The organism is Blautia sp. XA-2221 (genome assembly GCF_028767025.1).
In the GTDB taxonomy this organism is placed as follows: Bacteria; Bacillota; Clostridia; order Lachnospirales; family Lachnospiraceae; genus Blautia_A.
The window spans coordinates 21,699-46,728 of sequence record NZ_JAJQXX010000004.1 but is presented as its reverse complement, the minus strand read 5'-3'; the positions used below and the strand labels follow the sequence as shown (position 1 = coordinate 46,728).

Here is a 25,030-nt window from a genome sequence, read left to right as displayed (position 1 = left end):
CATCAGGAAGACGGAAAGGGGTAGTATTATGAAGAAAAAATGGTACAGAAGCAGTGTGGCAAAGGCGGTTGCTCTGGTGGCAGGGATTGCTTCTCTGACTGCGGCAGCTGCAGGAGGAGCGGCATCTGTAGGAATTATGTGTGAGGGCATTCTGCCCTTTGATGAAAAAAATTATCTGGATTCCAGAAGCTTTGAGCAGAGTATGTATGTTTGCAGTTCAGAGCTGCTAGGTGCAATATCAGAAAAAGATTTTCTTCAGCCAGATAAAGGTGACGGAGTTATAGATCTTGGGGAGATCCAGGAAAATAAAAAGCTCACCTATAAAAATACCTCCGGACTGGCATATGAAATCAGTGATCTGATAAAGTGGACAGAGAAAAAGAACTGGGATGTTTCTACAGAGGTTATTCTGGAATGTCTGAAGCCAGACGGCAGTATAGAGTATATGTATTATGATGACTTTGAAAAAAAGGTCACGGAAGGGGATCTGGAGTTCCAGATAGATCCGGAGGAGTACACATCCTATGAAAACAACATGGAATATGCGGAAGCTTATACTGTGGAGGAACAGGGGACAGCAGATATCGTACAGACACGGCAGTTTCTTGACTGGCTGAAAAATAATGAGTTTGCTGACTATGGATATTACGAGGACTCCTATTATGACAGTACAGGAGGAATTGCAGGGGCAGGCGTTACTTCGGTTACAGATGCGGACGGAAAAATCATTTACAGAAACATTTTTAATGTGGAATCAGAGTTTCTGATGAAAGAGTATTTTAAACCGGAAGGCGCAGACAGTATTCTGGAAGTCCTGAACGAAGATCCTCAGTGGCAGGGCAGGATAGGAGATGCATATAACGCTCTCAGAAATGCTCTCACTGAAGTGGATATGGCGAAATCAGCGGAAGCCATGCTTAAGAATAGCTACGGTCAGGGAAAAACCAATCTGAATTATGTTTTTGCAGTACGTCCGGGAGAAGCAGAAGAGAAGCTGGAAACCAATGTGGATACAAAGGACTATGAAGAATTGATCAGACAGGTGAAATCCGGCAAGGAGCCATATGTTATGATAACTTCTTCTGAGGATCAGAGGGATACGAACATAGATCAGATAGATTCCAGAGCCTTCTTTTCCAAATGGCAGCATATGGTGGACAATGTGGGGGTGAATGACGAGGATATCGACTATGTATTTGCCGCCTGGGTGGACAGCAGCTTCCCGGTGCAGGATCTGATGGCAGAGGATGCGGAGAACTTTGCGAAGTATGCGGATGATCTTACTCCTTCTATAGCGGTATGCGGTGCGGGAATCCTGATCTTTCTGATCTGCCTTATCATTCTTACTGCCGGCGCAGGAAGAAATAATGAAAACGAAGAGGTACGGCTGAATTTCTTTGATCGTTGGTATACAGAGATTGGCGCAGTGGCTGTATGTACTGTGTGGGCAGTTCCTGTATTTCTGCTTCTGGGACTTGGAATCAATATAGATTATGTGGATGGACTGAAATTTATTGTGGCTGCAGTGGCTGGTCTGGGAGCCTGGACCGCAGTAATGTTTTTGTTCGGCTGGCTGAGTATGGTACGCCGAATAAAAGCAAAAACTTTCTGGAAAAACAGTATTCTGAGAAAAATTTTTGTTTTACTGATAAAGCTTTTAAAATTATTAAAAAAGCTTTGCCTGAAGTTTGTGAAAGGATGCAGAAGATTTTTTGATTTCTTTGCGGAAAATACAGCCAGCAGGATTAAAACGGCATTGCTGTTCATCGGATTCTGTTTGTTCCAGATTATAATATGGACTGCTATACTTTGTGGCGGCGTGATCCTTATTCCGGTTGCAATTGCAGTAGATATCCTGGGTCTGATTTATTTTCTCAAAAAAGCCAGAGGCCGGGAATTGATCCTGGAGGGTCTGAAACGCATTACAGACGGTGAGCTTCAGTACAAGATTTCCCTTGATAAGCTTACCGGAGAGCAGAGACAGATTGCCGATTATATCAACCGGATCGGAGAGGGACTTGATGCAGCGGTGGAGGAAAGTCTGAAAAACGAAAGAATGAAAACAGAGTTGATCACAAATGTGTCCCACGATATCAAGACGCCTCTTACTTCAATTATCAATTATGTAGATCTTCTGAAAAGAGAAAATCCTCAGGACCCGAAGATCCAGGGGTATCTGGACATCCTGGAGGAAAAATCCCTCAGATTGAAAACTCTTACCGAAGATGTTGTGGAGGCATCCAAGGCAAGCACGGGAAATATTTCACTGGAAATGGCAGATCTGAATTTTGTGGAACTTGTTCATCAGGTAATCGGAGAATTTGAGGAACGGTTCCAGGAAAAAAATCTTTCCATGATGGTACATTTTGATCAGGATGAGGCAATCATTTGCGCAGATGGAAGAAGAATGTGGCGTGTTCTGGAAAATGTTTTTGGAAATGTTGCAAAGTACGCTATGGACAACACAAGGGTTTATGCGGAAGTCAAGGTAAATAAGCCGGATGTTACATTTTCCCTGAAAAATATTTCCGCTCAGCCTTTGAATATTTCCGCTGATGAACTGACAGAGAGGTTTATCAGAGGCGATGTTTCCAGAAATACAGAGGGCAGCGGACTTGGACTTTCCATTGCAAAAAGTCTGACAGAGCTTCAGGGCGGTGAGTTTAAGCTTTATCTGGACGGAGATCTCTTTAAAGTGACAATTACATTTAAAGTAAGAGAAAAATGACATTTTTCGATATGGCTGTGGCAGTGAAAAGAGCCATATAAAAAACAAAAGATAAAAATAGCCCCCGGTATCTGTGATGCCGGAGGCTGTTTTATAATATCAGAATACTTTTACAAGATTGTAGTCGTTGTCTACAAGCAGAAGGTCTGCATACTTGCCGGGGGTGATGGAGCCTACCTGGTCGTAGACCTTAATGCTTTTTGCCGGATTTCTGGTAGCTGCAAAAATAGCTGTGGATTCAGGGATACCGAATTCCATGGCTTTTTTCATGCAGTCAAAAAGGTTTGTTGCAGATCCGGCAATGGTGCCGTTAGACAGAGTTGCCAGACGGTCTTTCATGGTAACTTCCTGGCCGCCCAGCTCATAGGTTCCGTTTTCCATTCCGGTAGCCATCATGGAGTCGCTGATCAGAACTACACGCTCGTCGCCAAACATTTTAAAGGTGGCGCGGACAACGCTTCCGTGGATGTGGAAACCGTCGCAGATCAGTTCTACCATACAGTCATCGCTGTCACATGCAGCTCCGATTACACCAGGATCTCTGTGAGCAAACGGAGGCATGGCATTATAAAGATGAGTCACATGATTTACGCCCAGCTCCATAGCTTTTCTGGCGCAGTCGTAATCTGCTGTGGTATGTCCGATGGAAATCACGACTTCATCCTTAGCAGCCTGAATAAATTCAAAGGCCCGGTCTACATTAGGAGCAAGTGTTACCAGCTTGATCTGGTTTCCGGAAGCTTCGTTGCACTGACGGAAAAAAGATACGTCAGGAACACTGATATACTCAGCAGCCTGAGCGCCTTTTTTGGCAATATCAATGAGTGGGCCTTCCATATTAACGCCGATAATGCGGGCAAGCTTATCATCCGGTTCTACTTTTGTTGCAGTGGCAAAGATATCCATAAGTCTGTCCTTTGCCAGTGTCATGGAAGTAGGACAGTAGGAGGTGATACCGTGCTCTTTTTCATATTTCAGGATCACTTTCAGGCCTTCCGGGTCGGCATCACAGAAATCATGTCCAAAAGCGCCGTGACTGTGAACGTCCACCAGTCCGGGAAGAACTTTTAATCCTTCAGCGTCATATTCGGTTTTGTCAGATACTTCTGTCTCGGAAGCCACCAGTCTGCCATTTTCGATGTACAGATCTTTTTTTGCAAAGCTTCCGTCTTCCTGAAATACAAGTCCGTTTTTAATAATCATAATATTATCTCCTTGATTTTTAAGATGCAGTTATGTTGATGATTCTATTATAAGTCTTTGATAAAATTAATTCAATCTGAAGATTATAAAGAGAAAATAGTTTCAAAGTATATGTATAATAAAAAATGTACGGGAGTTTGACAGTTGAAGAATAAAAAATACTTCTCAGACCTTATAAAACCTGTTTTTATGCTAATTTTTCATTTTATGCGATGGAATTTTTAATAAGGATACAGATGTTTCTTATGAAGTTTTATATATGGAAATTCCAAAATTCTGAGCCATTTTATATTTCAAGATCATATGTAGAAACCAATGGCGCCACTATATACTGCAATATTCGTAAGCCTGGACGGAGAAAATTTATGGTTATTTAATTGTTTTGTATAGAACATTATGCTACCATGAAATCAGTGCTTTTTATGGAGCCGCTTACTTAAGATAAACATTCATAAAACTTTGAGGAATATTATGAATGCAGTAATAAAATCTTAACAGGTGGTGATAAATATGGGCAAAAAGGACACGATCACAAAAGATTACATGAATGATCCCTGTATTTTTGCAGATGCATTTAATTTTTTTGTATATCATGGAAAACAGGTGATTCTTCCGGAGAATCTGCATTCTGTGGATACTACAGAGATTTCTATACCTTATCTGGCAGACGGCAAAAATTATCCTGTACAGAAATTCAGGGATAATTTTAAATGTCTGACAGCCATGCAGGACGAAAGTACCACATATCTTCTTTTGGGAGTAGAGAATCAGTCAGAGATTCATTATGCAATGCCGGTAAAGACCATGATTTATGATTCTCTTCAATATGCATCCCAGGTAGATATGACAGGCAGGAGACACAGACAGCATCTGAACGCATGGGGGAAGCCGGAACGAAAAGCCAGTTCGGGAGAATTTCTTTCAGGATTTTATAAGGATGATAAACTTTTTCCGGTAATCACCCTTGTAATTCATTTTGGACCAGAGGAATGGGATGCTCCAATGGGTCTGCATGATATGATGGAGACTAAAAATCCGGAACTTTTATCCTATATTCCGGATTACAGGATCAATCTGATTTCTCCATATAGTATTCCGGATATAAGCCTGGATCAGTTTCATACCAGTCTCCGGGAAGTGCTTTTATTTATTAAATATTCAAAAGATAAAAACAGGCTTCGTGATATTGTAACTGCAGATCCTCATTTTTGGTCTGTGGACAGGAAGGCGGGGCAGGTTATAAAGATACTGACAGGAAGTGATTTTAAGATCAGAGAAGAGGAGGAAAAAATTGATATGTGTAAGGCTCTTGAGGATCTTAAAGAAGAAGGGCGTGAGGAAGGGCGTCAGGAGGGACGCCAGGATGGTATTAGAAAGATCATCCTGAAAATGCTGGCAAAAAACCAGTATTCTTATGAGGAGATTGCAGAAATAACAGAGGCAACCGTAGAGGAGATCATGGATATTGAAAGGTCAGAAGGCAGACCACAGTAAATGGTTCGGATAAATTTTGGTTTATCTTTTGCAGACCGTGTATTTGTGGGATACTTTCTGCTGAAATCATGAAAATGTAATTTGCTAAATCTAGTTAAATATGCTAGTATTTAAAGAGCAATTCGTACATGTCAGGCATTGGTATATCTGCCTGGCAGAAACGGCAGTTTATCATTTACAAAATACCCCAGGAGGATTTTTTATAATGGAAAAACAGAAGTATTATATTACAACAGCCATTGCTTATACTTCCGGTAAACCTCATATCGGAAATACCTACGAGGCTGTTCTGGCGGATGCCATTGCCCGCTATAAAAGACTGGAAGGCTATGATGTTTTTTTCCAGACAGGAACAGATGAGCATGGTCAGAAAATTGAACTGAAAGCAGCAGAAGCAGGCATTACACCGAAAGAATTTGTTGATAATGTATCCGGTGAGATCAAAAATATCTGGGATCTGATGAACACTTCCTATGACAAATTCATCCGTACAACAGATGAAGACCATGAGAAGCAGGTTCAGAAAATCTTCAAAAAAATGTATGCAAAGGGCGACATTTACAAGGGTCATTATGAGGGAATGTACTGTACTCCCTGCGAGTCTTTCTTTACAGAAAGCCAGCTTGTAGACGGTAAATGTCCTGACTGCGGACGTCCTTGTATTCCGGCTAAAGAAGAGGCATATTTCTTTAAAATGAGCAAATATGCAGACCGTCTTATCGAGCATATCAAGACACATCCGGAGTTTATCCAGCCGGAGTCCCGTAAAAACGAGATGATGAACAACTTCCTTCTTCCGGGACTTCAGGATCTCTGTGTTTCCAGAACTTCTTTTAAATGGGGAATTCCGGTAGATTTTGATCCGAAGCATGTTGTTTATGTATGGCTTGACGCTCTTACAAACTATATCACAGGAATCGGATATGACTGTGACGGCGACAGCACAGAGCAGTTTGGCAAGCTGTGGCCGGCAGACCTTCATCTGATCGGTAAGGATATTATCCGTTTCCATACAATTTACTGGCCGATCTTCCTGATGTCACTGGATCTTCCGCTTCCCAAGCAGGTATTTGGACATCCGTGGCTGTTACAGGGTGATGGCAAAATGAGTAAATCCAAGGGAAATGTGCTTTATGCAGATGAGCTTGTTGATTTCTTTGGCGTAGATGCAGTTCGTTATTTTGTGCTTCATGAGATGCCGTTTGAGAATGACGGTGTGATCACCTGGGAACTGATGGTGGAGCGTCTCAACTCCGAGCTTGCCAATACTCTGGGAAATCTTGTAAATCGTACTATTTCTATGTCCAATAAATATTTTGGCGGCGTAGTGGAAAACAAAAATGTAACAGAACCTGTTGATGACGATATGAAAGCTTTTGTACTGGCAGCGCCGGGTAAGGTTGCGGCCAGGATGGAGAAGCTTCGTGTGGCAGATGCCATGACAGAAGTATTCAGTCTCTTTAAGCGCCTGAACAAATACATTGATGAAACAATGCCGTGGGCTCTTGCAAAGGAAGAGGACAAGCAGGATCGTCTTGCTACTGTTCTTTACAATCTTGTAGAGGGAATTACCATAGGAGCAGCTCTTCTGGAAGCATTTATGCCGGAGACTACAGAACGTATTCTGACTCAGCTCAATGCTGAAAAACGCAGCTTTGAATCTCTGGATACCTTTGGACAGTATCCGTCCGGCAATAAGGTTGTAGAAAAACCGGAAATTCTGTTTGCCCGTCTTGATCTTAAAGAGGTAATGGAAAAGGTTGAAAAGCTTCATCCTCCGGTACAGGAAGAGAAGGAAGAGGAACCGGGAATTGATATTGAGCCAAAAGCAGAGATTACTTTTGAAGACTTTGAGAAACTGCAGTTCCAGGTTGGAGAGATCATTGCCTGCGAGGCAGTAAAAAAATCCAAAAAGCTTCTTTGCTCTCAGGTGAAGATCGGAAGCCAGGTACGCCAGATTGTATCTGGAATCAAAGCTCATTATACACCTGAGGAAATGGTAGGCAAAAAAGTTATGGTAGTTACCAACCTGAAGCCTGCGAAGCTTGCGGGAGTTATGAGCGAGGGAATGATTCTCTGCGCAGAGGATGCAGAAGGAAATCTTGCGCTTATGACACCGGAGAAAAACATGCCGGCAGGAGCAGAAATCTGCTGATAAAAATATTATGATGTAATGGATTGCGGACTCTTCGGAGTCCGTTTTCTATATTGCTCTGCTTGACGTACCTCTTTAAATTTTCTATACTAGAGGAAGTATAAGGAGGATGTATCTATGGGGAAAGAATTCAGCCATTTTGATCATAAAGGTAATGCGGTAATGGTGGACGTTTCCGGTAAGGAACCCACGTTTCGGACAGCTGTGGCTACAGGCTATATTTCTGTAGGAGCAGAAATCATGGCGGCAGTTACAGGCGGTAATGTAAAAAAAGGCGATGTTCTCGGTGTAGCCAGAGTGGCGGGGATTATGGGTGTAAAGCAGACCTCTTCTCTGATTCCCATGTGTCATCCGCTTCCCATTCAGAAGTGTGCAGTTGATTTTGAACTGGATCAGGAAAACAGTTGGATCCACGCTTACTGTACGGTAAAAACAGAGGGCAGAACCGGAGTGGAGATGGAGGCTCTGACAGGAGTACAGACAGCGCTTCTGACAATTTATGATATGTGTAAGGCTATTGATAAACATATGGTAATGTCAGGGATCCACCTTGTAGAAAAAACAGGAGGAAAAAGCGGAGATTTCCGCTTTGAGGACAAATGATAGACCGTTGTGGAAGAACGATAGATTATCTTCGGATTTCGGTGACAGACCGCTGTAATCTCCGCTGTATTTACTGTATGCCGGAAAACGGTGTCAAGCTGGTGGAGCGGAGCCAGATTCTCCAGGAGGAAGAAATCATAAGGATCAGCCGGGTCATGGCAAAGCTTGGGATTACCAGGATCAAGCTTACCGGAGGAGAACCTCTGGTTCATGCCAGGATGCCGGAGCTGGTATGTAAGATCAGGGAGATACCGGGTATCAAAAAAGTAACGCTGACTACCAATGGTACTCTTTTGAAGGCTCAGATGAAGGAGCTGGCAGAAGCGGGGCTGGATGCAGTGAACATCAGTCTGGATACTCTGAACAGAAACTGTTTTCAGAAGATCACAAGAAGAGATCTTTTAAATGAGGCTCTGGAGGGGATTCAGGAGGCTCTGCGATATCCGGGTATTTCCGTGAAGATCAACTGTGTTCCTCTGGGAATAGAGGGACAGGATCTCTGCGAGATTGCAGAGCTTGCCCGGAAATATCCGGTTCATGTGCGTTTTATTGAAATGATGCCAATTGGATGCGGTATGGCATTTAAGGGTATGTCAGAAAAGGAACTGACAGAGCTTTTGGAAAATCGTTTTGGACCTCTTACAGTTTATCGGGGGGAGCCTCTTGGAAACGGGCCGTCCAGATATTATGAGGTAGAGGGCTTTGCAGGAAAATTGGGCTTTATCAGTGCAGTCAGTCATAAGTTCTGTAAAGAATGCAATCGCATCCGTCTGACCTCTCAGGGATATCTGAAAACCTGTCTGCAGTATTCGGCAGGAAAGGATTTAAGAGAGATCATAAGAAACGGCTGTACAGATGAGGAATTGCAGGAAGCGATCCTGGAGGCGCTGGATCAGAAGCCGGACGGACATCAGTTTCTGGAAAAGGCAAAGGCAGACGATACAGAAAAACTCTGTATGTCTCAGATAGGAGGGTAAACATGAAGCGGGCAGCAATCATAACATCAAGTGATTCCGGTTATCGGGGCGAGCGGGAAGATTTAAGCGGACCGGCAATCCGTGAAATTCTGGAAAGAGAAGGCTACCAGGTGGTGGCTATGGATATTCTTCCTGATGACAGAGAAATGCTGAGTAATAAAATGAAAGAAATCGCGGATCAGGGACTGGCGGAGCTGATCCTTACTACAGGCGGCACAGGATTTTCGGAGAGAGATATTATGCCGGAAGCAACCGAGGATATTATTGAGCGGAGGGTTCCGGGAATTCCGGAGGCTATGCGGGCTTACAGTATGACTATTACAAAGAGGGCAATGCTCAGCCGGGCCACAGCAGGAATCCGTAAAAAAACACTTGTCATCAATCTTCCCGGAAGTCCTAAAGCAGTACGGGAAAGCCTGGAATATATTATTGATTCGCTGGAGCATGGGATTGAAATCCTTACGGGAGAAGCATCTGACTGCGCCCGGAAGTAAAATATTTCCGGGCAGAACCCGGGGACCTGAAAGATTTGAAGTGGTTTTACAGGGGAAATGATTATAATAAAGAAGGTAATGAATAATGGGAAAAGTTATAGCAATTTGTATCAGTGAGGAGAAAGGCACACAGAAACACAGTGTACAGGAAGCGGAGTTTATTGAGGACTGGGGAATCAAAGGGGATGCCCATGCCGGAAAGTGGCACAGGCAGGTAAGCCTTCTTTCCTATGATAAGATCGAGGCTTTCCGGGCAAGAGGCGCAGAGGTGCCAGACGGAGCCTTTGGAGAAAATATCATTGTAGAGGGATTTGACTTTGCTTCCATGCCCGTAGGTACAAGATTCCGCTGTAATGACGTAATTTTGGAAATGACTCAGATCGGCAAAAAATGCCATCATGGTTGTGCAATTTTTCAGGCTATGGGAGACTGCATTATGCCAAGAGAGGGCGTATTTACAAAAGTGATTCATGGCGGTGTGATCCGCCCGGGAGACGAGTTTCTGTGTTGTGAAAAGGAACAGGATGAATGAAAACATACAGTATTTTTGAGACGCATGCACATTATGATGATGAGGCTTTTGCAGAGGACAGAAACGCGCTTTTAAGTTCTTTTGAAGAGAATGGGATCGGTACCGTGGTAAATGTTTGCGCTTCTATAGGAGAGTTTGGGCGCACAGTTGCGCTTACAGAAGAATATCCTTTTGTTTACGGCGCAGTCGGGGTGCATCCGGATGATGCGGATAAAATGACCGAGCAGACATTAAATGAAATCCGGGAGCTTTCCCGCAGAGAAAAGATCCTTGCCATTGGTGAGATCGGACTGGATTATTACTGGCATAAAGAAGAGGCAGAGCATAAAATCCAGAAAAAAATGTTCCGCGCTCAGATGGACATTGCCAGAGAAGAGAAGCTTCCGTTTATGATCCACAGCAGAGATGCTGCAAAAGACACTCTTGACATTGTGAAAGAATATATGGATGAAGGCATGTACGGCGGAATCATCCACTGTTTTTCTTATGGGAAAGAAATGGCAGAACAGTACCTGAATATGGGATTATACCTTGGAATCGGAGGTGTAGTGACCTTTAAGAATGGCAAAAAGTTAAAAGAAGTTGTAGAATATGCTCCTATTGAACAGCTTGTTCTGGAAACAGACAGTCCGTATTTAAGCCCTGAACCGAATCGGGGAAAAAGAAACAGTTCTCTGAACCTGCCTTATGTGGCTCAGGCTATTGGAGAGCTGAAAGGTATCTCAGCGGAGGAAGTAATACGCATTACAGGTCAGAATGCAGAGAAGCTTCTTTTCCATCGAACAAAATAGAATAATATATAAAAAACTGCTGTGGAAATTGTTTTGAAAAACAAAATCCGTAGCAGTTTTTTTATGCGTCTAAGCTTCTTATCCTTCATAGTCGGAGTTATAATCACCGGAACCGTCATCATAGCCATCATCTTCAGTTCCTTCAGAGTAATCACCGGAACCATTATCATAGGTATCGGAATCCCCGTCTGAATTGTCGCCGGAATCCTCGTCAGTATCTCCAGAAGAGGTATTATCAGGATTTCCAAGCTGTTCATAATATTGGTCGGAGCTGACAGACCAGGTATCCTCCACATAATTTCCTTTAGAGTCTGTCATGTTCAGCTCGTAGTCAAAAGAAACGTCAAGGAGATTGGTCCTGGTGGAAGGTTCCACATTCATGGACATGATTTCATTAAATTTTTTACGGAGATTATCCAGTGTGAATTCATCGCCGATAATGTCCCGTACACCGTGCTGAGATGCCAGATCTTCGGTGTAGTCTTCCAGCATATACGGACCGAATACGCCCTCATCTTTATTATAATGCATAACCATAGGTTTTACTGTGGCATCCAGAATTTCTACAGTTGTTTTTCCTTTAAGCACAGATTTTTGGATGGTAAAACCGGCCATTCCTTCCAGAAGCTCCGGAAGTTCCTGCTGGGTGGAAACAAAGTTGCCAAGAGAATAAAAAATCAGCATTTCATTTCCATTATCGTCAGACATGCGTCCATATGGCTGAAGCACATGAGGATGACCGCCAATTACAACATCAACGCCCTGTTCCATCAGAAATGCAGCCCACTGTTTCTGGTATTCCGTAGGCATGGTTTCATCTTCTTTTCCCCAGTGGGCAACAAAGATAAGGCAGTCACTGTTTTCCTTTGCTTTCTGGATCATAGAAGCAACTTTACTTTTTTCAAAAATATCGATCATATAATCTTTTCCGTCTACATAATCACCATTGTTGGTTCCGTAGGTGTAGTCAAGAAAAGCAATTTTGATCCCGTTTACTTCCACTGTTTTTACAGTATCTGCATCTTCCTGGCTGGGATGGATGCCAAGTATAGGAGTTTCAGGATAATTGGTTTTCCAGAAATCCAGAGTCTGTTCTATGTAATCAGGGCCATAGTCGTCAATGTGATTGGTGGCTGATTCAATGACGTCAAAGCCGGCTGCCATCAGAGCATCTCCTACTTCTGTAGGTGTGGCAAAGGAGGGGTAGGAGCTGACTGCGCTGTGGTCTGTGGTAAACACGGTTTCCTGATCGACCATAGCAATATCGGCGGCCTGGATCTCATCTTTAACGTTCTCGTAAATATGCTCATAATTCCATGATCCGGACTCATACTGACCGGATTCTATCAGACTTCCATGGTAAAGATTGTCTCCTACTGCAATAACGGTGGCAGTAGATATTTCAGGAGTATTGGCCTTTTTTTCTGCTTCGGCTTTTTTTATGGCAGCTTCTTTTTTGGCAGTATCTGCAGGCTTCTGTATCAGATTATAGTCAAGCTGGCGAAAAAGTATGACCAGAATGACCAGAACTGCCACAGAGCAGAAAAATGCAATCCGGGAATTGCTTTTTTCTCTGAGATTAAGCGGTATATTTTTATTTTTTTTCATGACAGATTCCTTCATATTTATTTCGTATATTTTCTTTTTTATTATAGCAAAAAAAGCGTACTTTTGACAAGTGCAGCTGCAATTACAGAGAAAGTGTCCCCTTTGGTGATGACATTTTAATCGGTATGTTTCAGGATATAACCTGTGAACAGTTGCAAAAAAAGCTTTGTACGGGAACGGGTTTGGGGTATAATAAAGAAAGAACAGGGAAAGGAGGCAGCTATGAATTCTGTTGAAACGGTAAATGACGTTCTGGTGAACTTGTTTAATGAAATTATGGACATTGAGGAGAGAGCTCTGATTACCTCAGAATATAAGGATATTTCTGTAAATGATATGCATGTAATAGAGGCTGTGGGAATCCGGAATCCAAGGAGCATGTCCGCAATAGCGAAGGATCTTTCCGTTACGGTAGGAACTTTGACAATAGCTGTAAATCATCTGGTAAAAAAAGGCTATATCAATCGGGGCAGAAGTGAAGAAGACAGGCGGGTTGTTCTTGTTTCCCTTTCGGAAAAGGGTAAAAAGGCATATCATCATCATCGTATGTTCCACGAACGGATGGTAATGTCAGTTCTGAAGGGACTTGACAGGCAGGAAACAGAAGCTCTGACAAAAGCTCTGAGCCATCTGCAGGATTTTTTCAGAAATTACAGAGATGAATAAAAAGTATATGGGGGCGTTGAACCCCCATAATTACTGTGCCATATATTTATACAGAACCGGAAACGGAACAGGGCCGATTTCCAGGATCTTTCTGTGAAAAAGTTTTAAATCAAAATTTTCTCCAAGTTCTTTTTTCTGCATTTCTCTCAGATCAAGAAAATTCAGATATCCCCAGTAATATTTCAGGTAGTTGGCAGGAGTTTCCACGATATACTGATAGATTTCCTGTATAACATCTGTTTTTTGGATACCAAAAACACGGAGGAACCGGGCTGTCTGGTTTTGATTCCATCCATGTTCATGAATACCGATATCCAGAAGCGAATAAATGCAGAGATTCACACTTCTGTTTAGCCAGTACAGAGAGGAAAGATTTTCCGCATCACTGTCCTTTATTAAATTCTCTGCATAGGAGGGAAGGCAGGATTCCACGTAGGTTGCCCATCCCTCTACATAACCGCCGCATGAGATCAGATAACGGATATCTTCCGGCTGGCAGGAGGCAAAAGAGATTGTCTGATAGAGATGCCCCGGAAAGCCTTCGTGAGCAAGAGTAGAAACCAGTTCCGGTCCGGAGTGACGGCCTGAACGGTTAATATAAATTACATTAGGGACTCCGGTATCTAAAGGCGGTGTCAGATAAAAGGCAGGACTCAGATAATCTTCCATGGATTCATGTACGTAAAGAATCTCATAAGGAGCAGACGGCGGTTTCGGGAAATCTTCAGTGATACACTGGCTGAGTTTTTGAAGGATCTGCTCCGGGTCAGACGAAAAAATTACCGGATTTTGCCGCAGATTCTCAATGAGAGCAGGGTTTTTGTGAAGCAGAAGCTGCATTGCTTTAAAATCTGTGGAAAGCTGTGACAAAAGTCTTTTTTCTATGTCGGCAACAGATGCATAGGATCCCACCTGACTTTTCAGAAGATATTCATAATATTCTTTTCCACCTGGAAAATGGGCAAGTCCACGGCTGGACACTCCTGTTCCGCGAAGTGATTCCAGTTCCTGAATGAGAAGCTGATAGGCGGGAAGAACCTGAGATTTCAGGATTTTTTCGTGAGCAGTCAAAAGCTTTTCCTGATCTTGTGGAGAAAACTTTCCGTAATCTTCCAGTTTCCGGGCAAAAACCTCCAGCATATAGTTGGAATCAGGATCTTTTATAAACGCTTTGCACTGCATGAGAATCCTGTCCAGAGTGGTATCGCTCATAAAAAATCCGGCCTGTGATTTTTGTTTTTCAAACTCCAGGATACTCTGAAAATATGGCTTGACAGAAGAAAGAAGATTCAGGTAATCTGTAATATCCTGATCCTCATAAAATGCGTATTCTGCAAGAAGAACAGGGAGCTGGGCCTGAGTTCCCAGGCTGGGGGAAAGTATTTCTTCCAGAAGCTCGTGTCCTTTGAGGGAACACTGTGTGTGAAAATACAGAAGAAGCATATCAAGAGTGATCTGATTTTCACGGGAAAGTTTATGGGTTGAAAAAGACTTTAATTTTTCCAGATATTTTTCACAGGTTTTGTATGTATCAGACATATCAGTGCTGATATTGCCGAGAACAGGAGCAGGGCGGGAAATTCCTTCTTTTTCCGGATGGGCAAGAGAGTAGTGAAGAGTCAGCATATTTTCGGAAACTTCCTTTTCAAACAGTTCCCTGCAGAAGGCTTCAAATTTTCCGTTTTCAGACCAGACATGGTTGGAAAAATAACCGATCCCCACACCGGAGAGAAGAATAAAGAATAACGAGGCAATGATAAAAAAAGCTTTTTTGTATCTGCGCAGAAATGCAGGCATAGAAATACTCCTGGCAAGAGTGTTTTTACTATCTTATTGGAAAAAATATAAATGTATGCTACACTGAAAAAAAGATTAAAGTAAATAAAATCAGAATAAATACTGGGAAACGGAGGAAGATATCATGTCGGAAATATATGATTTAGCCATATTGGGAGCAGGTCCGGCCGGAATCAGCGCAGCTATTTATGCGGCAAGGGCTCAGCTTCATACATTGTGGCTGGAAAAAAAGTTTGCTCAGGGCGGTCAGATCGTAGACACCTATGAAGTGGATAATTATCCGGGAATGCCCGGGATCAACGGACTGGATCTGGGCGAGGCAATGGCTTCCCATGCGGAAAAATTCGGACTGGCTCCGGTAAGAGAAAATGTAGTATCCATAGAGGTGGAAGAGGGAATTAAGATTATCCGTACCCGCAAGAATGAATACAGGGCAAAAACTCTGATTCTTGCAATGGGAGCCGCTCACAGAACTCTGGATATTCCGGGAGAACAGGAGCTTGGGGGAATGGGAGTTTCTTATTGCGCTACCTGTGACGGGGCTTTTTTCCGGGATCAGACAGTTGCTGTGATCGGAGGGGGAAACGTAGCTGTGGAAGATGCGATCCTTCTTGCCCGAACCTGTAAAAAGGTTTATGTGATCCACAGAAGAGATACGCTTCGGGCAGACAAAATTCTTCAGGAAAAACTGTTTGCCTGTGAAAATGTGGAAGTAATCTGGGATACCATACCTCTTGCCATTGAGGGAGAAAACAAAGTGACTGCCTTGAAGGTTCAGAATAAAAAGACGGGTGAAGAGCAGCAGATTTCTCTGGAGGGAGTTTTTGTTGCTGTTGGAATTATTCCGAATACGGAACTGGTCCGGGGGCTAGTGAAACTGGATGAAGGGGGCTATATTGCTGCCGGAGAAGATTGCGCTGCCAGTGTTCTGGGAATTTTTGCCGCAGGAGATATCCGTACCAAGCAGCTCCGGCAGGTAGTGACTGCCGTGGCAGACGGAGCAAATGCTGTAATCTCAGCAGAACGTTTTTTATAATAACAGAAACAATATGCCGGATACAGGAATGAGTGTCATACGCTCTGTCAGGCAGACTAAATATGTGAAGTAAAGCACTGAAAAACGACCGCACATGATGTGTGGTCGTTTTTTATACAGGGTTCTCAGAGAAATCTGAGAAGCCAAAAGAGAAATGCTATTCTTTGTTTGACGGTCTGTGCTTAGTGATTTTCAAGTATTTTTTTGCAAAAACGCTCAGAATAGGGCATAAAGATCTGAGCAACCGGTCCTACAAGAAAGGCGCAGATAATCGTCCCCAGTCCGAAGGTTCCGCCAAGGAGGAAACCAGCTGCAACAAAAAAGCAGTCAGTCAGAATTCGGACAATGCCAAACACTTTGTGAGTTTTGTCGCTGATCACAATTGCTACCAGGTCATTAGGACCTGTTCCTGCTTCGGATTTGATAACAATAGTCATACCCAGAGCAAGAATAATGCATCCTGCCACAAGGACAAAAATGCGTACGGTCAAAGAGAGGGAGCTGTTGATATAATTTCCAAGTACTGCTGTGAACAAATCAATAATGGGACCGCCCAAAAACATACAGATAATGGTTCCGATCCGCACATAGCTTTTGTCAATAAAAAGCAGCGTAAGTATGATCAGGAAGCAGATCATCATATGGGTGCGTCCGTGGGTCCAGTGAAGCGCATCCGGCCATGGAACGCTTCGGAAAATTCCCTGCACCAGAACATTAAAAGGGTCTGTACCCAGGTTTGCCTGAATAAAAAAGGTTACGCCCAGATGGGCCACAGACAGACCAAAAATAAGAAGAATGATCTGTTTTACTTTTTGAATTGGTGTCATATCAGATAGTTCCTTTGTATTATTTTATAAATATTTTAGCACAGGAAGTTTAAATATAAAAGATGAATTTCCGGAAAGGTGAGAACGAAAGACATTTATATGATTGTACACGTTGTCCATGGAAGCTTGTTTAAAATGCCGTGTAAGCAGAATGGAAATTATTACAATAAGTACCGTGATTATAACAGGTTTTACAGAACGGAAAAAGAAAGAGATATAATAAACGTAAATAATAATTTCGCATAACAGGGGGAAAAGAAGATGAATTATAAAAAAATCACAGCAGTATTTTTGGCACTGGGAATGACAATGATGTGTTTTTCAGGATGTGGACTGACAGAAGAATCCACACCAGCTCCTACAACTGCACCAAGTCCGGCAGCCACAGCAACTGCAGCTCCAAAAGCAACTGCCACGCCAACGCCTAAGGCAACCTCTACACCGAAACCTTCCAATACAGGTTCTCAAAACAGCTCCGGTTCACAGTCCGGAAGCAGCAGTTCCTCACAGACAGGAAATAATTCGGGTAATTCTTCATCAGGAAACGAAGCAGAGGAAGAATATGAAACGCAGTATGTCAGTGGAAATGTAATGACTAATGATGACACATCAATGACGATAGAGACAGGGGCAGACGGCAATTTTTACGAAATGACTTTTGATATCAGCAATGCAGAAGTGGATATTGAGGCGAATGAGGTGGTTGGTGTCAGTAGTCTCAGGACGAGCCTGAATGTAGATGTGGATTATTATGTGAAAGATGGAGTGAATATTGCAACTTATATACATAGTGATGGAATAGAATATTTTTCTCCAAGTTTTTTGTATGAATATGAGCAGCAAATGCAGCAAAATTCTCAGGATTACGATGATTCCTCTGATTATGAGGAGCCCCAGGATAGTGGAGAGGCAGATGATTCCAGAAAAGATTATGTAGATGAGGATGTAAATTCAGAGGAAGATTACTAGGAGATAGAGGTAAAGGAGAAGAGGGGCTGTATTATACAGTTCCATATTGAATGAATAGAAGAAGACATGAGGTTTCTTATAGACAACAAATATTTCTTATAGAAACTTAAATTTGTTTCTTATACTCCGTACAATGGTATAAAAAGGAGACATTGTATGGAGTATAACAGACAGGAAAGTAAACAGTATAATTATCTCATAGGTCAGAAAATCAAAGAAATACGAAATAAAAGAGATTTAAAGCAAGAGTATGTTGCAGAAAAGCTGGGAGTTTCAAACGGACATTACAGTAATATAGAAAATGGGCGTAAGACATGTACGCTTCAGACTCTGATACAGCTGTGTGAAATTTTGGACACGACGCCAAATGAACTTCTCAGCGATTGTATTCCGCTGAATGATAAAGATAAGAAAACATTTATCATAGAAATGCAGAGATCTTTAAGCTCCAATGAACGAGAGTTTCTTTATGCCTTCCAGTCAGTTATGGATAAATATCTGGAGGAAAAGTAATGTTCAGAATCTATGGGATTTCGAAAGTGATCAGGATGGAATAGGGGACAGTCTTATGAGAAAAGAGGCTGTCCCTTTCTATGTGGTTCCTATATGAAAGACTCCTTTTTATTAAAAATAAGAATAAAATTGTAATCATTCCGTAATAAAATTTGACAAAACAGGCATTTCTGTGATAACATACGCAACTGTATGCAGCGCAGAGATGCCTGTTTCTGGTTTTGGGACGGATATCGGGACATTTCTGCTGAAAACAAGGATGAATAAAAAAGGAGATTTCCATGATAAAAAAGATTGCAGCAGTGATGTTAAGTGTTTGTATGAGTATCACAATGGCAGTTGGTGTGCAGGCGGCAGACTTTACCAGCGGAGAGGAAGCGCTTGATGGAATGTTTACCGATGGCGGCGCAGATGATCAGACAGGTGATATCAGTGAAATTGCAAACGATATTGTAGCTCAGGCTGAAGAAAAGGCCCAGGAATACCAGAAACTGAAGGAAGAGGCTGACAGAGCAGCTGCAAAAAAAGCAGCAGAAGAAAAAGCGCGAAAGGCTGAAGAGGAGCGGGTGGCGCACCGTCAGGAGATTGTGGACTTTGCCATGCAGTTTGAGGGAAATCCCTATGTATATGGCGGAACAAGCCTTACCAATGGCGCAGATTGTTCAGGGTTTATGATGTCTGTGTTTAAAGAGTTTGGGTATGAATTGCCAAGAGTGGCTGCGGCTCAGTATGAATCCTCACAGAAAAAAGAAATCAGTGATATCGAGGTAGGGGACCTTGTTTTTTATGGAAGTAATATTTATCATGTAGGCTTGTATATCGGAGATGAAAAAATCATTCATGCCAGCACCTCAGCATCAGGGATAAAAGTCTCTGATTATGATTTTGAAACACCGTCTGGTGTCGGAACTTATCTGAAATAATCGAGGTTTTGGCAAATTGCACAAAGCCTGTCGAAAAATGTGGATTGTATGGATTTTTGTACAAAAGTTATCCACTGTGAGAAAACGTGGAAAACCCTGTAAAATCAAGTTATGCACAAAGTTATCCACATTATCCACATGAATAACATGTGGAATACCTGATTTACATAAAAAGACAAGAAACAGATGTTTTGGTTAATAATGATAAAAATACAAAAAACGACAAAAAACAACAGATTTCTATTGACTTTTTCAATGTGAAAATACATGTAAATATTTTGTGTAAAAGAGTGATTTTGGTGTTTTAAAGAATAATTATCTGACAATATCAAAAAGAGTTTGTGAGTATAAACAAACTTACATCATATAGTATGTGAGCTGTGAGGATATACATCTTATAGTGTTTGTCATATGAAAATAACAAAAAATCCCGGAAGAGAAAGGAAATTCTCTTTCGGGATTTTTTCTGCATTGTGGATAAAGTTTAAAAAAGAATGTTATCCACAGGAATCTGCTGAGGCAGCATTCTGTTTCATTCGTTTGATAACTTTCAGTCGTGTAAATTCTTCTCGCTCTTTTTCTTCCAGAGCATTCTGGATATCCCTGGTAAGTGTCTCGTATTTTGGGATCGTGATATTTTTCAGAGCATTGGCACGTTTTTGAGTTTTTTTGATGTTGGCTGCCAGACGAATGGCTGCATTCTCGATCATAGAGAGTCGAATGGACAGCTCTTTTACCTTTTCAAACTCTGCCTTTGCCTGATCCAGAGACATTTTTGTACTGTAGTAGGCATAAGTCGGTGTATTTGTACTCTGAGCATCATACTCTACCAGCGGGATTTCTGTTCCCATAACGCTTCGGGTTTTGATTCGGATGGAGTTTTCTACAGGAACGGTATAGGAAATCTGCTGAACAAAAGCAATACCGATTTCCATATTTGCTTTCTGGAGAGCCGCATATGCGGTCCGGAAAGTATCGTCGATCTGTGTCTGTATATCTTTCGCCTGATCAATAAGATCCATCATTTCACGGATCAGAATGTTTCTTTTTTTGTCCATCAGCTCAAATCCCTGACGGGAAAGAGCAAGGGAATTTTTGGCAAGTATCAGATTTCCCTTGGTGGGAAAGGTATTTGGATCCAAGAAACCACCTCCCTTTCTTATCTGACGGTTTCTCTGTAATATTTGTTCAGAATCTTAGTATCAATACGATCCAGCTCTTCTTTTGGAAGCAGTCCCAGAAGTTCCCAGCCTTTATCCAGAGTTTCGGTAATGCTGCGGTTTTCGGTTTCTGTCTGTCCTACAAATTCTGCTTCAAAAGCTTTACCGAACACAAGATAGCGTTTATCAAGAGGAGAAAGCTCGTCCTCACCGATAACGGATGCCAGAGCTCTGGCATCTCCTACCTTTGCATAACAGGAGAAAAGCTGGTTGGCTACATCCTGATGGTCTGCACGTGTGAAGCCCTCTCCGATACCGTCCTTCATCAGTCGGGAAAGAGACGGTAACACATTGATAGGCGGGTAAATTGCCTGTCCGTGAAGCTGGCGGTCCAGAACGATCTGTCCCTCTGTGATATATCCGGTAAGGTCAGGAATAGGATGAGTAATATCATCATTGGGCATGGTAAGGATCGGAATCTGTGTTACAGATCCGGTGCCGCCCTGAACGATTCCTGCACGTTCATAAAGTGTTGCAAGTTCGCTGTACAGATAACCTGGGTATCCTTTACGGGACGGAATCTCGCCTTTAGATGAAGAAACCTCTCGCATTGCCTCACAGAAAGAGGTAATGTCAGTAAGGATAACCAGAATGTGCATTCCTTTTTCAAAGGCAAGGTATTCGGCTGCTGTAAGAGCGATTTTTGGTGTCAGAAGACGCTCTACTACAGGATCGTTTGCCAGATTCAGGAACATGACAACATGGTCGGAAGCGCCGCTTTCCTCAAAGGTACGGCGGAAAAATTCAGCTACGTCATATTTTACGCCCATTGCTGCAAATACAATGGCAAAGTTTTCATCGGAGTCGCTTCCCAGAGAAGCCTGCTGTACGATCTGCGCAGCAAGTTTGTCATGGGGAAGACCGTTTCCGGAGAAAATCGGGAGTTTCTGTCCGCGGATCAGTGTTGTCAGACCGTCGATAGCAGAAATACCAGTGTTGATATAGTTTCGCGGGTACTCTCTGGATACTGGATTCAGAGGAAGTCCGTTGATATTCAGCTTTACTTCCGGGGCGATATCGCCCAGTCCGTCAATAGGCTGACCGATACCGTTAAAGGTACGTCCGAGGATTTCCGGAGAAAGTCCGATTTCCATTGGATGTCCGGTCAGTCTTGTATGAGTATTTGTCAGGGACATGCTTTCTGTTCCCTCAAAGACCTGGATAACGGCCTTGTCCTCATAAATTTCTACAATACGGCCGATTTTCTGTGTTCCGTCGTCCATATGAAACTCTACGATTTCTTCATAGGATGCGTTTTTAACCCCTTCCAGAACAACCAGAGGGCCGTTTATCTCGCTTAATCCCAGATATTCGATTGCCATAAACTTTTCCTCCTGTCATCCGTTTTTCTTTAATACGTTTTCATAGAATTCATCAATATCTTTTTTGTACTGGTCAAATTTCTCAAGTTCGTTATTTGGAACGTCATATTTAATAGAAATGATCCGTTCAAAAATATTGTCCTCTTTCAATACGGAAACCGGCATACCACGATTTACAAGGGCGCGGGATTTTTCGTACAGATAAAGGATGATCTCCATCATCTGGAACTGTTTTTCCATTGGAACACAGGTATCCTCGTCATGGAAGGCATTCTGCTGAAGAAAGCCCAGACGGATCACTCTCGCAATTTCAAGAGTCAGTTTCTGATCATCAGGAAGAACATCGCTTCCGATCAGTTTTACGATCTCCATCAGAGAGCTTTCCTGGTTAAGGATCGCCATGATCTGATTTCGGTCTGTAACAAATTTCGGGGACACATGGGTGCGATACCAGGGGGAGAGATCCTCCAGATACTCGCTGTAACTGGTAAGCCAGTGGATTGCCGGGAAGTGACGGGCATAGGCCAGAGATTTATCAAGTCCCCAGAAGCAGCGGACAAAACGTTTGGTATTCTGGGTAACAGGCTCTGAGAAGTCACCGCCCTGAGGAGAAACCGCTCCGATAATAGAAACAGATCCTTCGGTTCCGTTTAAGTTCTGCATCATACCGGCTCTTTCATAAAAGGCAGAAAGCTTAGAGGCAAGATATGCAGGGAAACCTTCCTCTGCAGGCATTTCCTCCAGACGTCCGGACAGTTCACGAAGAGCCTCTGCCCAACGGGAAGTAGAATCCGCCATGATGGCAACGTCATATCCCATATCTCTGTAATATTCTGCCAGAGTGACACCTGTGTAAATAGAAGCTTCACGGGCAGCAACAGGCATGTTGGAGGTATTGGCGATCAGAGTTGTTCTGTCCATCATCAGGTTGCCGGATTTAGGGTCGATCAGCTTGCTGAAATCTTCCAGAACCTGAGTCATTTCGTTTCCACGCTCTCCACAGCCGATATAGATAATGATATCAGCGTCAGACCATTTGGCGATCTGATGCTGCGTCATGGTCTTTCCTGTACCGAATCCGCCCGGAACAGCAGCAGTGCCTCCCTTGGCGATCGGGAAAAGAGTGTCAAGGATACGCTGGCCGGTAACAAGAGGAACACTTGCCGGGAAACGCAGCTGTGTAGGTCTTGGAATACGGATAGGCCATTTCTGTGCAAGCGTCAGATCCTTTGTAGTCCCGTCCGGCAGTTCAATGGTTACAATAGGCTCCAGAATGTTATAGTCGCCGTCCGGAGCTGCTTTGATGACAGTTCCGTCCTGGATAGAAGGGGGAACCATGGATTTATGAAGAATGGAGGCTGTTTCCTGTGTCTCGGCAATGATCGTACCGGGACCCACAACATCCCCCTCCTTAACTGTAATATGAGTGTTCCATTTTTTCTGTGTATCCAAAGAATCTACACTGACACCTCTGGAAATATATTTTCCGGAGGATTTTGCAATTTCCTCCAGAGGACGCTGGATTCCGTCAAAAATATTGTGGATGATTCCAGGCCCCAGAAGAACAGAGATGGCGTCGCCTGTTCCTGTAACGGTTTCACCGGGGCGAAGCCCTGTGGTCTCCTCAAAAACCTGAACGGTGGTCATTCCCTTTTTCAGGCCAATGACTTCTCCTACCAGATTGTCCTTTCCTACATAGACCATCTCGGAGATTTTAAATCCGGGATCGCCCTTCAGATAAATAACCGGGCCGTTGACACCGTAGATAATACCTGTTTTACTCATTCTTCAGCCCTCCGTCAAATTTGAATTCCTTTCGCATGGACTCCAGTCCTTCCAGAAAAGAGTTGTCGATCATGATATTTTTCTGGGGAATAGCAGCGCGGATACCGCCGATAAAATCATCTGAAGAAACAGTAAGCTCCGCTCCTGTTTTCTGTGAAAGAGCCTCGAGCTTACTGCTGTCACCGGAAGATAAAGAAATCTGAATTTCATCCTCGCCGGCAAAGGATTTCACTTCCTGAATCTGTTTACACAGATAATCCATATATTCAGGAGTTTCCATAAAAGCCTGTGCTTTCTGTTTTACTTCTACAAAAAGAGTTTCTTTCAGCTCTTCCTGTTTTCTGGACCAGCCGCGCTTGAGAGTGATCTGCTCTGCGGCCAGAGCCTTGTTGATCTCCCTGCGGACATGCTCGGCTTCGGCCTTTACCTCAGCCTCAGCGCTTTGTCTGCGGGCTGCTTTATGATCTTCCAGCATCTGAGAAAGAGATTCTCTGTGTTCCTGGATCGCCTTTGCGGCATCCTCCTTTGCTTCCTCGACAGAGACCTCATAAAAATGCTGCAACTTTTCATCTATTGTCATGTTTTCACCTGCCTATAATTTCAGTCCGATTGCTTCGTTGACATATGAAGTGATAAAATCCGGTTTACGTCCTGTTCCGTGCCTGTCAGGAATTTCAATGATCAGGGGAGTTTTGTGGTGAAGCCGGACTTCATCAATGATCTCCGGGAATTCCCGTCCAAATTTTTCCGTAAGGAGAATGATCCCGATTTCCTTGTCTGCAATAGTGCGCTCCAGGGCTTCCCGGAGCTCATCACGTTCATGGACAACCACGCCCTCGACACCTGCCAGGCGCATGCCTGTGTAGGTGTCGATGTTGTCGCTGATTAAATACATTTTCATAAAATATGCCTCTTAAAGTTTACCAAGGATCATAAAGGAAATGATCAGTCCGTAAAGGGCGATACCTTCGGCCATAGCTACGAAGATAATAGATTTACCAAAAAGAGAACCGTCTTCGCTGAGGGCTCCAAGCGCAGCGCTTGCGGAGCTGGCAACTGCAATACCGGAACCAAGACCGGAAATACCTGTAACAAGGGCAGCTGCAATATAGCCAAGACCTGTAGCCAGACCGCTGTTGCCTGATGCAGCCTGTACGCTTGATGTGCCTGCAAACATTACCACAGAGGCAACAAGGATTACGCCAAAGAACATAAAGCAGTTTGCTGCAAGTGTGCGTTTATAGCGTTTTTTGTTTTTCTCACCAAGGAAAAAGTAGCTCACAGGTAAGATGATGCTGAGAATCAGTGCGATTGCTGTTACGATTTGAATGATCATTGTCATGGTAATATCCTCCTGAAAATAAAATTATTTTTTACGGGAAAAATC

At 43.1% G+C, this 25,030-nt stretch carries 23 protein-coding genes; 13 read left to right on the top strand and 10 right to left on the bottom strand.

Going from position 1 to position 25,030, the window contains the following annotated elements; translation table 11 throughout:
• Positions 1-28: 28 nt before the first annotated feature.
• Positions 29-2,728 (top strand): sensor histidine kinase, encoded by a 2,700-nt coding sequence (locus LU279_RS04745; protein ID WP_274421416.1) that lies wholly within the window; start codon positions 29-31, stop codon positions 2,726-2,728.
• Positions 2,729-2,827: 99 nt separating this feature from the next.
• Here the strand turns inward: LU279_RS04745 and nagA are convergent, their stop codons facing one another.
• Positions 2,828-3,931 (bottom strand): N-acetylglucosamine-6-phosphate deacetylase, encoded by a 1,104-nt coding sequence (nagA, locus tag LU279_RS04740; protein WP_274421414.1) that lies wholly within the window; start codon positions 3,929-3,931, stop codon positions 2,828-2,830.
• Positions 3,932-4,441: 510 nt separating this feature from the next.
• Between nagA and LU279_RS04735 the strand changes: the two genes are divergently transcribed.
• The 7 genes from LU279_RS04735 (at position 4,442) to LU279_RS04705 (ending at position 10,977) form a co-directional block, all read left to right on the top strand.
• A complete protein-coding gene (locus tag LU279_RS04735) occupies positions 4,442-5,425 on the top strand; it encodes an Rpn family recombination-promoting nuclease/putative transposase (protein ID WP_274421413.1) in 984 nt (327 codons plus the stop codon).
• A 205-nt stretch (positions 5,426-5,630) separates the two neighbouring features.
• A complete protein-coding gene (gene metG / locus LU279_RS04730; protein WP_274421412.1) occupies positions 5,631-7,580 on the top strand; it encodes a methionine--tRNA ligase in 1,950 nt (649 codons plus the stop codon).
• 117 nt (positions 7,581-7,697) lie between these two features.
• Positions 7,698-8,183: a cyclic pyranopterin monophosphate synthase MoaC gene (moaC, locus tag LU279_RS04725; RefSeq protein WP_274421411.1), complete on the top strand. Its 486-nt coding sequence runs from the start codon at positions 7,698-7,700 to the stop codon at positions 8,181-8,183.
• Positions 8,180-9,160 (top strand): GTP 3',8-cyclase MoaA, encoded by a 981-nt coding sequence (gene moaA, locus LU279_RS04720; RefSeq protein ID WP_274421410.1) that lies wholly within the window; start codon positions 8,180-8,182, stop codon positions 9,158-9,160. The genes moaC and moaA overlap by 4 nt, the downstream gene beginning before the upstream one ends.
• Before the next feature lie 2 nt (positions 9,161-9,162).
• Positions 9,163-9,654 carry a MogA/MoaB family molybdenum cofactor biosynthesis protein gene (locus tag LU279_RS04715; RefSeq protein WP_274421409.1) on the top strand — a complete coding sequence of 164 codons (492 nt, stop codon included), beginning with the start codon at positions 9,163-9,165 and terminating at the stop codon, positions 9,652-9,654.
• 85 nt (positions 9,655-9,739) lie between these two features.
• Positions 9,740-10,186: an MOSC domain-containing protein gene (locus LU279_RS04710; protein ID WP_274421408.1), complete on the top strand. Its 447-nt coding sequence runs from the start codon at positions 9,740-9,742 to the stop codon at positions 10,184-10,186.
• Entirely contained in the window at positions 10,183-10,977 is a 795-nt protein-coding gene (locus tag LU279_RS04705) for a TatD family hydrolase (RefSeq protein ID WP_274421407.1), read from the top strand. The genes LU279_RS04710 and LU279_RS04705 overlap by 4 nt, the downstream gene beginning before the upstream one ends.
• 78 nt (positions 10,978-11,055) lie before the next feature.
• Here the strand turns inward: LU279_RS04705 and LU279_RS04700 are convergent, their stop codons facing one another.
• Positions 11,056-12,585, bottom strand: coding sequence for a CapA family protein (locus LU279_RS04700; RefSeq protein ID WP_274421406.1), 1,530 nt, complete (start codon positions 12,583-12,585; stop codon positions 11,056-11,058).
• Positions 12,586-12,807: 222 nt separating this feature from the next.
• On the opposite strand from LU279_RS04700, the gene LU279_RS04695 reads away from it, so the two are divergent.
• Positions 12,808-13,251, top strand: a complete 444-nt coding sequence (locus LU279_RS04695; protein ID WP_274421405.1) for a MarR family winged helix-turn-helix transcriptional regulator — start codon at positions 12,808-12,810, stop codon at positions 13,249-13,251.
• Positions 13,252-13,281: 30 nt separating this feature from the next.
• Here LU279_RS04695 and LU279_RS04690 read toward each other — a convergent pair whose 3' ends face one another.
• Complete coding sequence (locus tag LU279_RS04690) at positions 13,282-15,048, bottom strand: DUF885 domain-containing protein (RefSeq protein ID WP_274421404.1); 1,767 nt, start codon at positions 15,046-15,048, stop codon at positions 13,282-13,284.
• 124 nt (positions 15,049-15,172) lie between these two features.
• Here LU279_RS04690 and trxB point away from each other — a divergent pair, with 124 nt between their 5' ends.
• Positions 15,173-16,084, top strand: a complete 912-nt coding sequence (gene trxB, locus LU279_RS04685; RefSeq protein ID WP_274421403.1) for a thioredoxin-disulfide reductase — start codon at positions 15,173-15,175, stop codon at positions 16,082-16,084.
• A 182-nt stretch (positions 16,085-16,266) separates the two neighbouring features.
• Here the strand turns inward: trxB and LU279_RS04680 are convergent, their stop codons facing one another.
• Positions 16,267-16,911: a YczE/YyaS/YitT family protein gene (locus LU279_RS04680; protein ID WP_274421402.1), complete on the bottom strand. Its 645-nt coding sequence runs from the start codon at positions 16,909-16,911 to the stop codon at positions 16,267-16,269.
• Positions 16,912-17,172: 261 nt separating this feature from the next.
• Here LU279_RS04680 and LU279_RS04675 point away from each other — a divergent pair, with 261 nt between their 5' ends.
• The 3 genes from LU279_RS04675 to LU279_RS04665 all read left to right on the top strand — a co-directional run bounded on the left by LU279_RS04675 (position 17,173) and on the right by LU279_RS04665 (position 19,316).
• Positions 17,173-17,880, top strand: coding sequence for a hypothetical protein (locus LU279_RS04675; protein WP_274421401.1), 708 nt, complete (start codon positions 17,173-17,175; stop codon positions 17,878-17,880).
• Between the two features lie 156 nt (positions 17,881-18,036).
• On the top strand, positions 18,037-18,393 hold the full coding sequence (locus LU279_RS04670) for a helix-turn-helix domain-containing protein (RefSeq protein WP_274421400.1): 357 nt from the start codon (positions 18,037-18,039) through the stop codon (positions 18,391-18,393).
• A 281-nt stretch (positions 18,394-18,674) separates the two neighbouring features.
• On the top strand, positions 18,675-19,316 hold the full coding sequence (locus LU279_RS04665; RefSeq protein WP_274421399.1) for a C40 family peptidase: 642 nt from the start codon (positions 18,675-18,677) through the stop codon (positions 19,314-19,316).
• A 497-nt stretch (positions 19,317-19,813) separates the two neighbouring features.
• Here the strand turns inward: LU279_RS04665 and LU279_RS04660 are convergent, their stop codons facing one another.
• From LU279_RS04660 to LU279_RS04635, 6 genes are read right to left on the bottom strand one after another with little or no spacing between them, the layout of a single operon-like run.
• Positions 19,814-20,458, bottom strand: coding sequence for a V-type ATP synthase subunit D (locus tag LU279_RS04660; protein ID WP_274421398.1), 645 nt, complete (start codon positions 20,456-20,458; stop codon positions 19,814-19,816).
• A 17-nt stretch (positions 20,459-20,475) separates the two neighbouring features.
• Positions 20,476-21,858, bottom strand: a complete 1,383-nt coding sequence (locus LU279_RS04655) for a V-type ATP synthase subunit B (protein WP_022068827.1) — start codon at positions 21,856-21,858, stop codon at positions 20,476-20,478.
• 15 nt (positions 21,859-21,873) lie between these two features.
• A complete protein-coding gene (locus tag LU279_RS04650; protein WP_274421397.1) occupies positions 21,874-23,643 on the bottom strand; it encodes a V-type ATP synthase subunit A in 1,770 nt (589 codons plus the stop codon).
• On the bottom strand, positions 23,636-24,223 hold the full coding sequence (locus tag LU279_RS04645; RefSeq protein WP_147599512.1) for a V-type ATP synthase subunit E: 588 nt from the start codon (positions 24,221-24,223) through the stop codon (positions 23,636-23,638). The genes LU279_RS04650 and LU279_RS04645 overlap by 8 nt, the downstream gene beginning before the upstream one ends.
• Before the next feature lie 12 nt (positions 24,224-24,235).
• Positions 24,236-24,544, bottom strand: a complete 309-nt coding sequence (locus tag LU279_RS04640; RefSeq protein WP_022068824.1) for a V-type ATP synthase subunit F — start codon at positions 24,542-24,544, stop codon at positions 24,236-24,238.
• Between the two features lie 12 nt (positions 24,545-24,556).
• Positions 24,557-24,985, bottom strand: a complete 429-nt coding sequence (locus tag LU279_RS04635; RefSeq protein ID WP_022068823.1) for an ATP synthase subunit C — start codon at positions 24,983-24,985, stop codon at positions 24,557-24,559.
• Between the last annotated feature and the right edge of the window lie 45 nt (positions 24,986-25,030).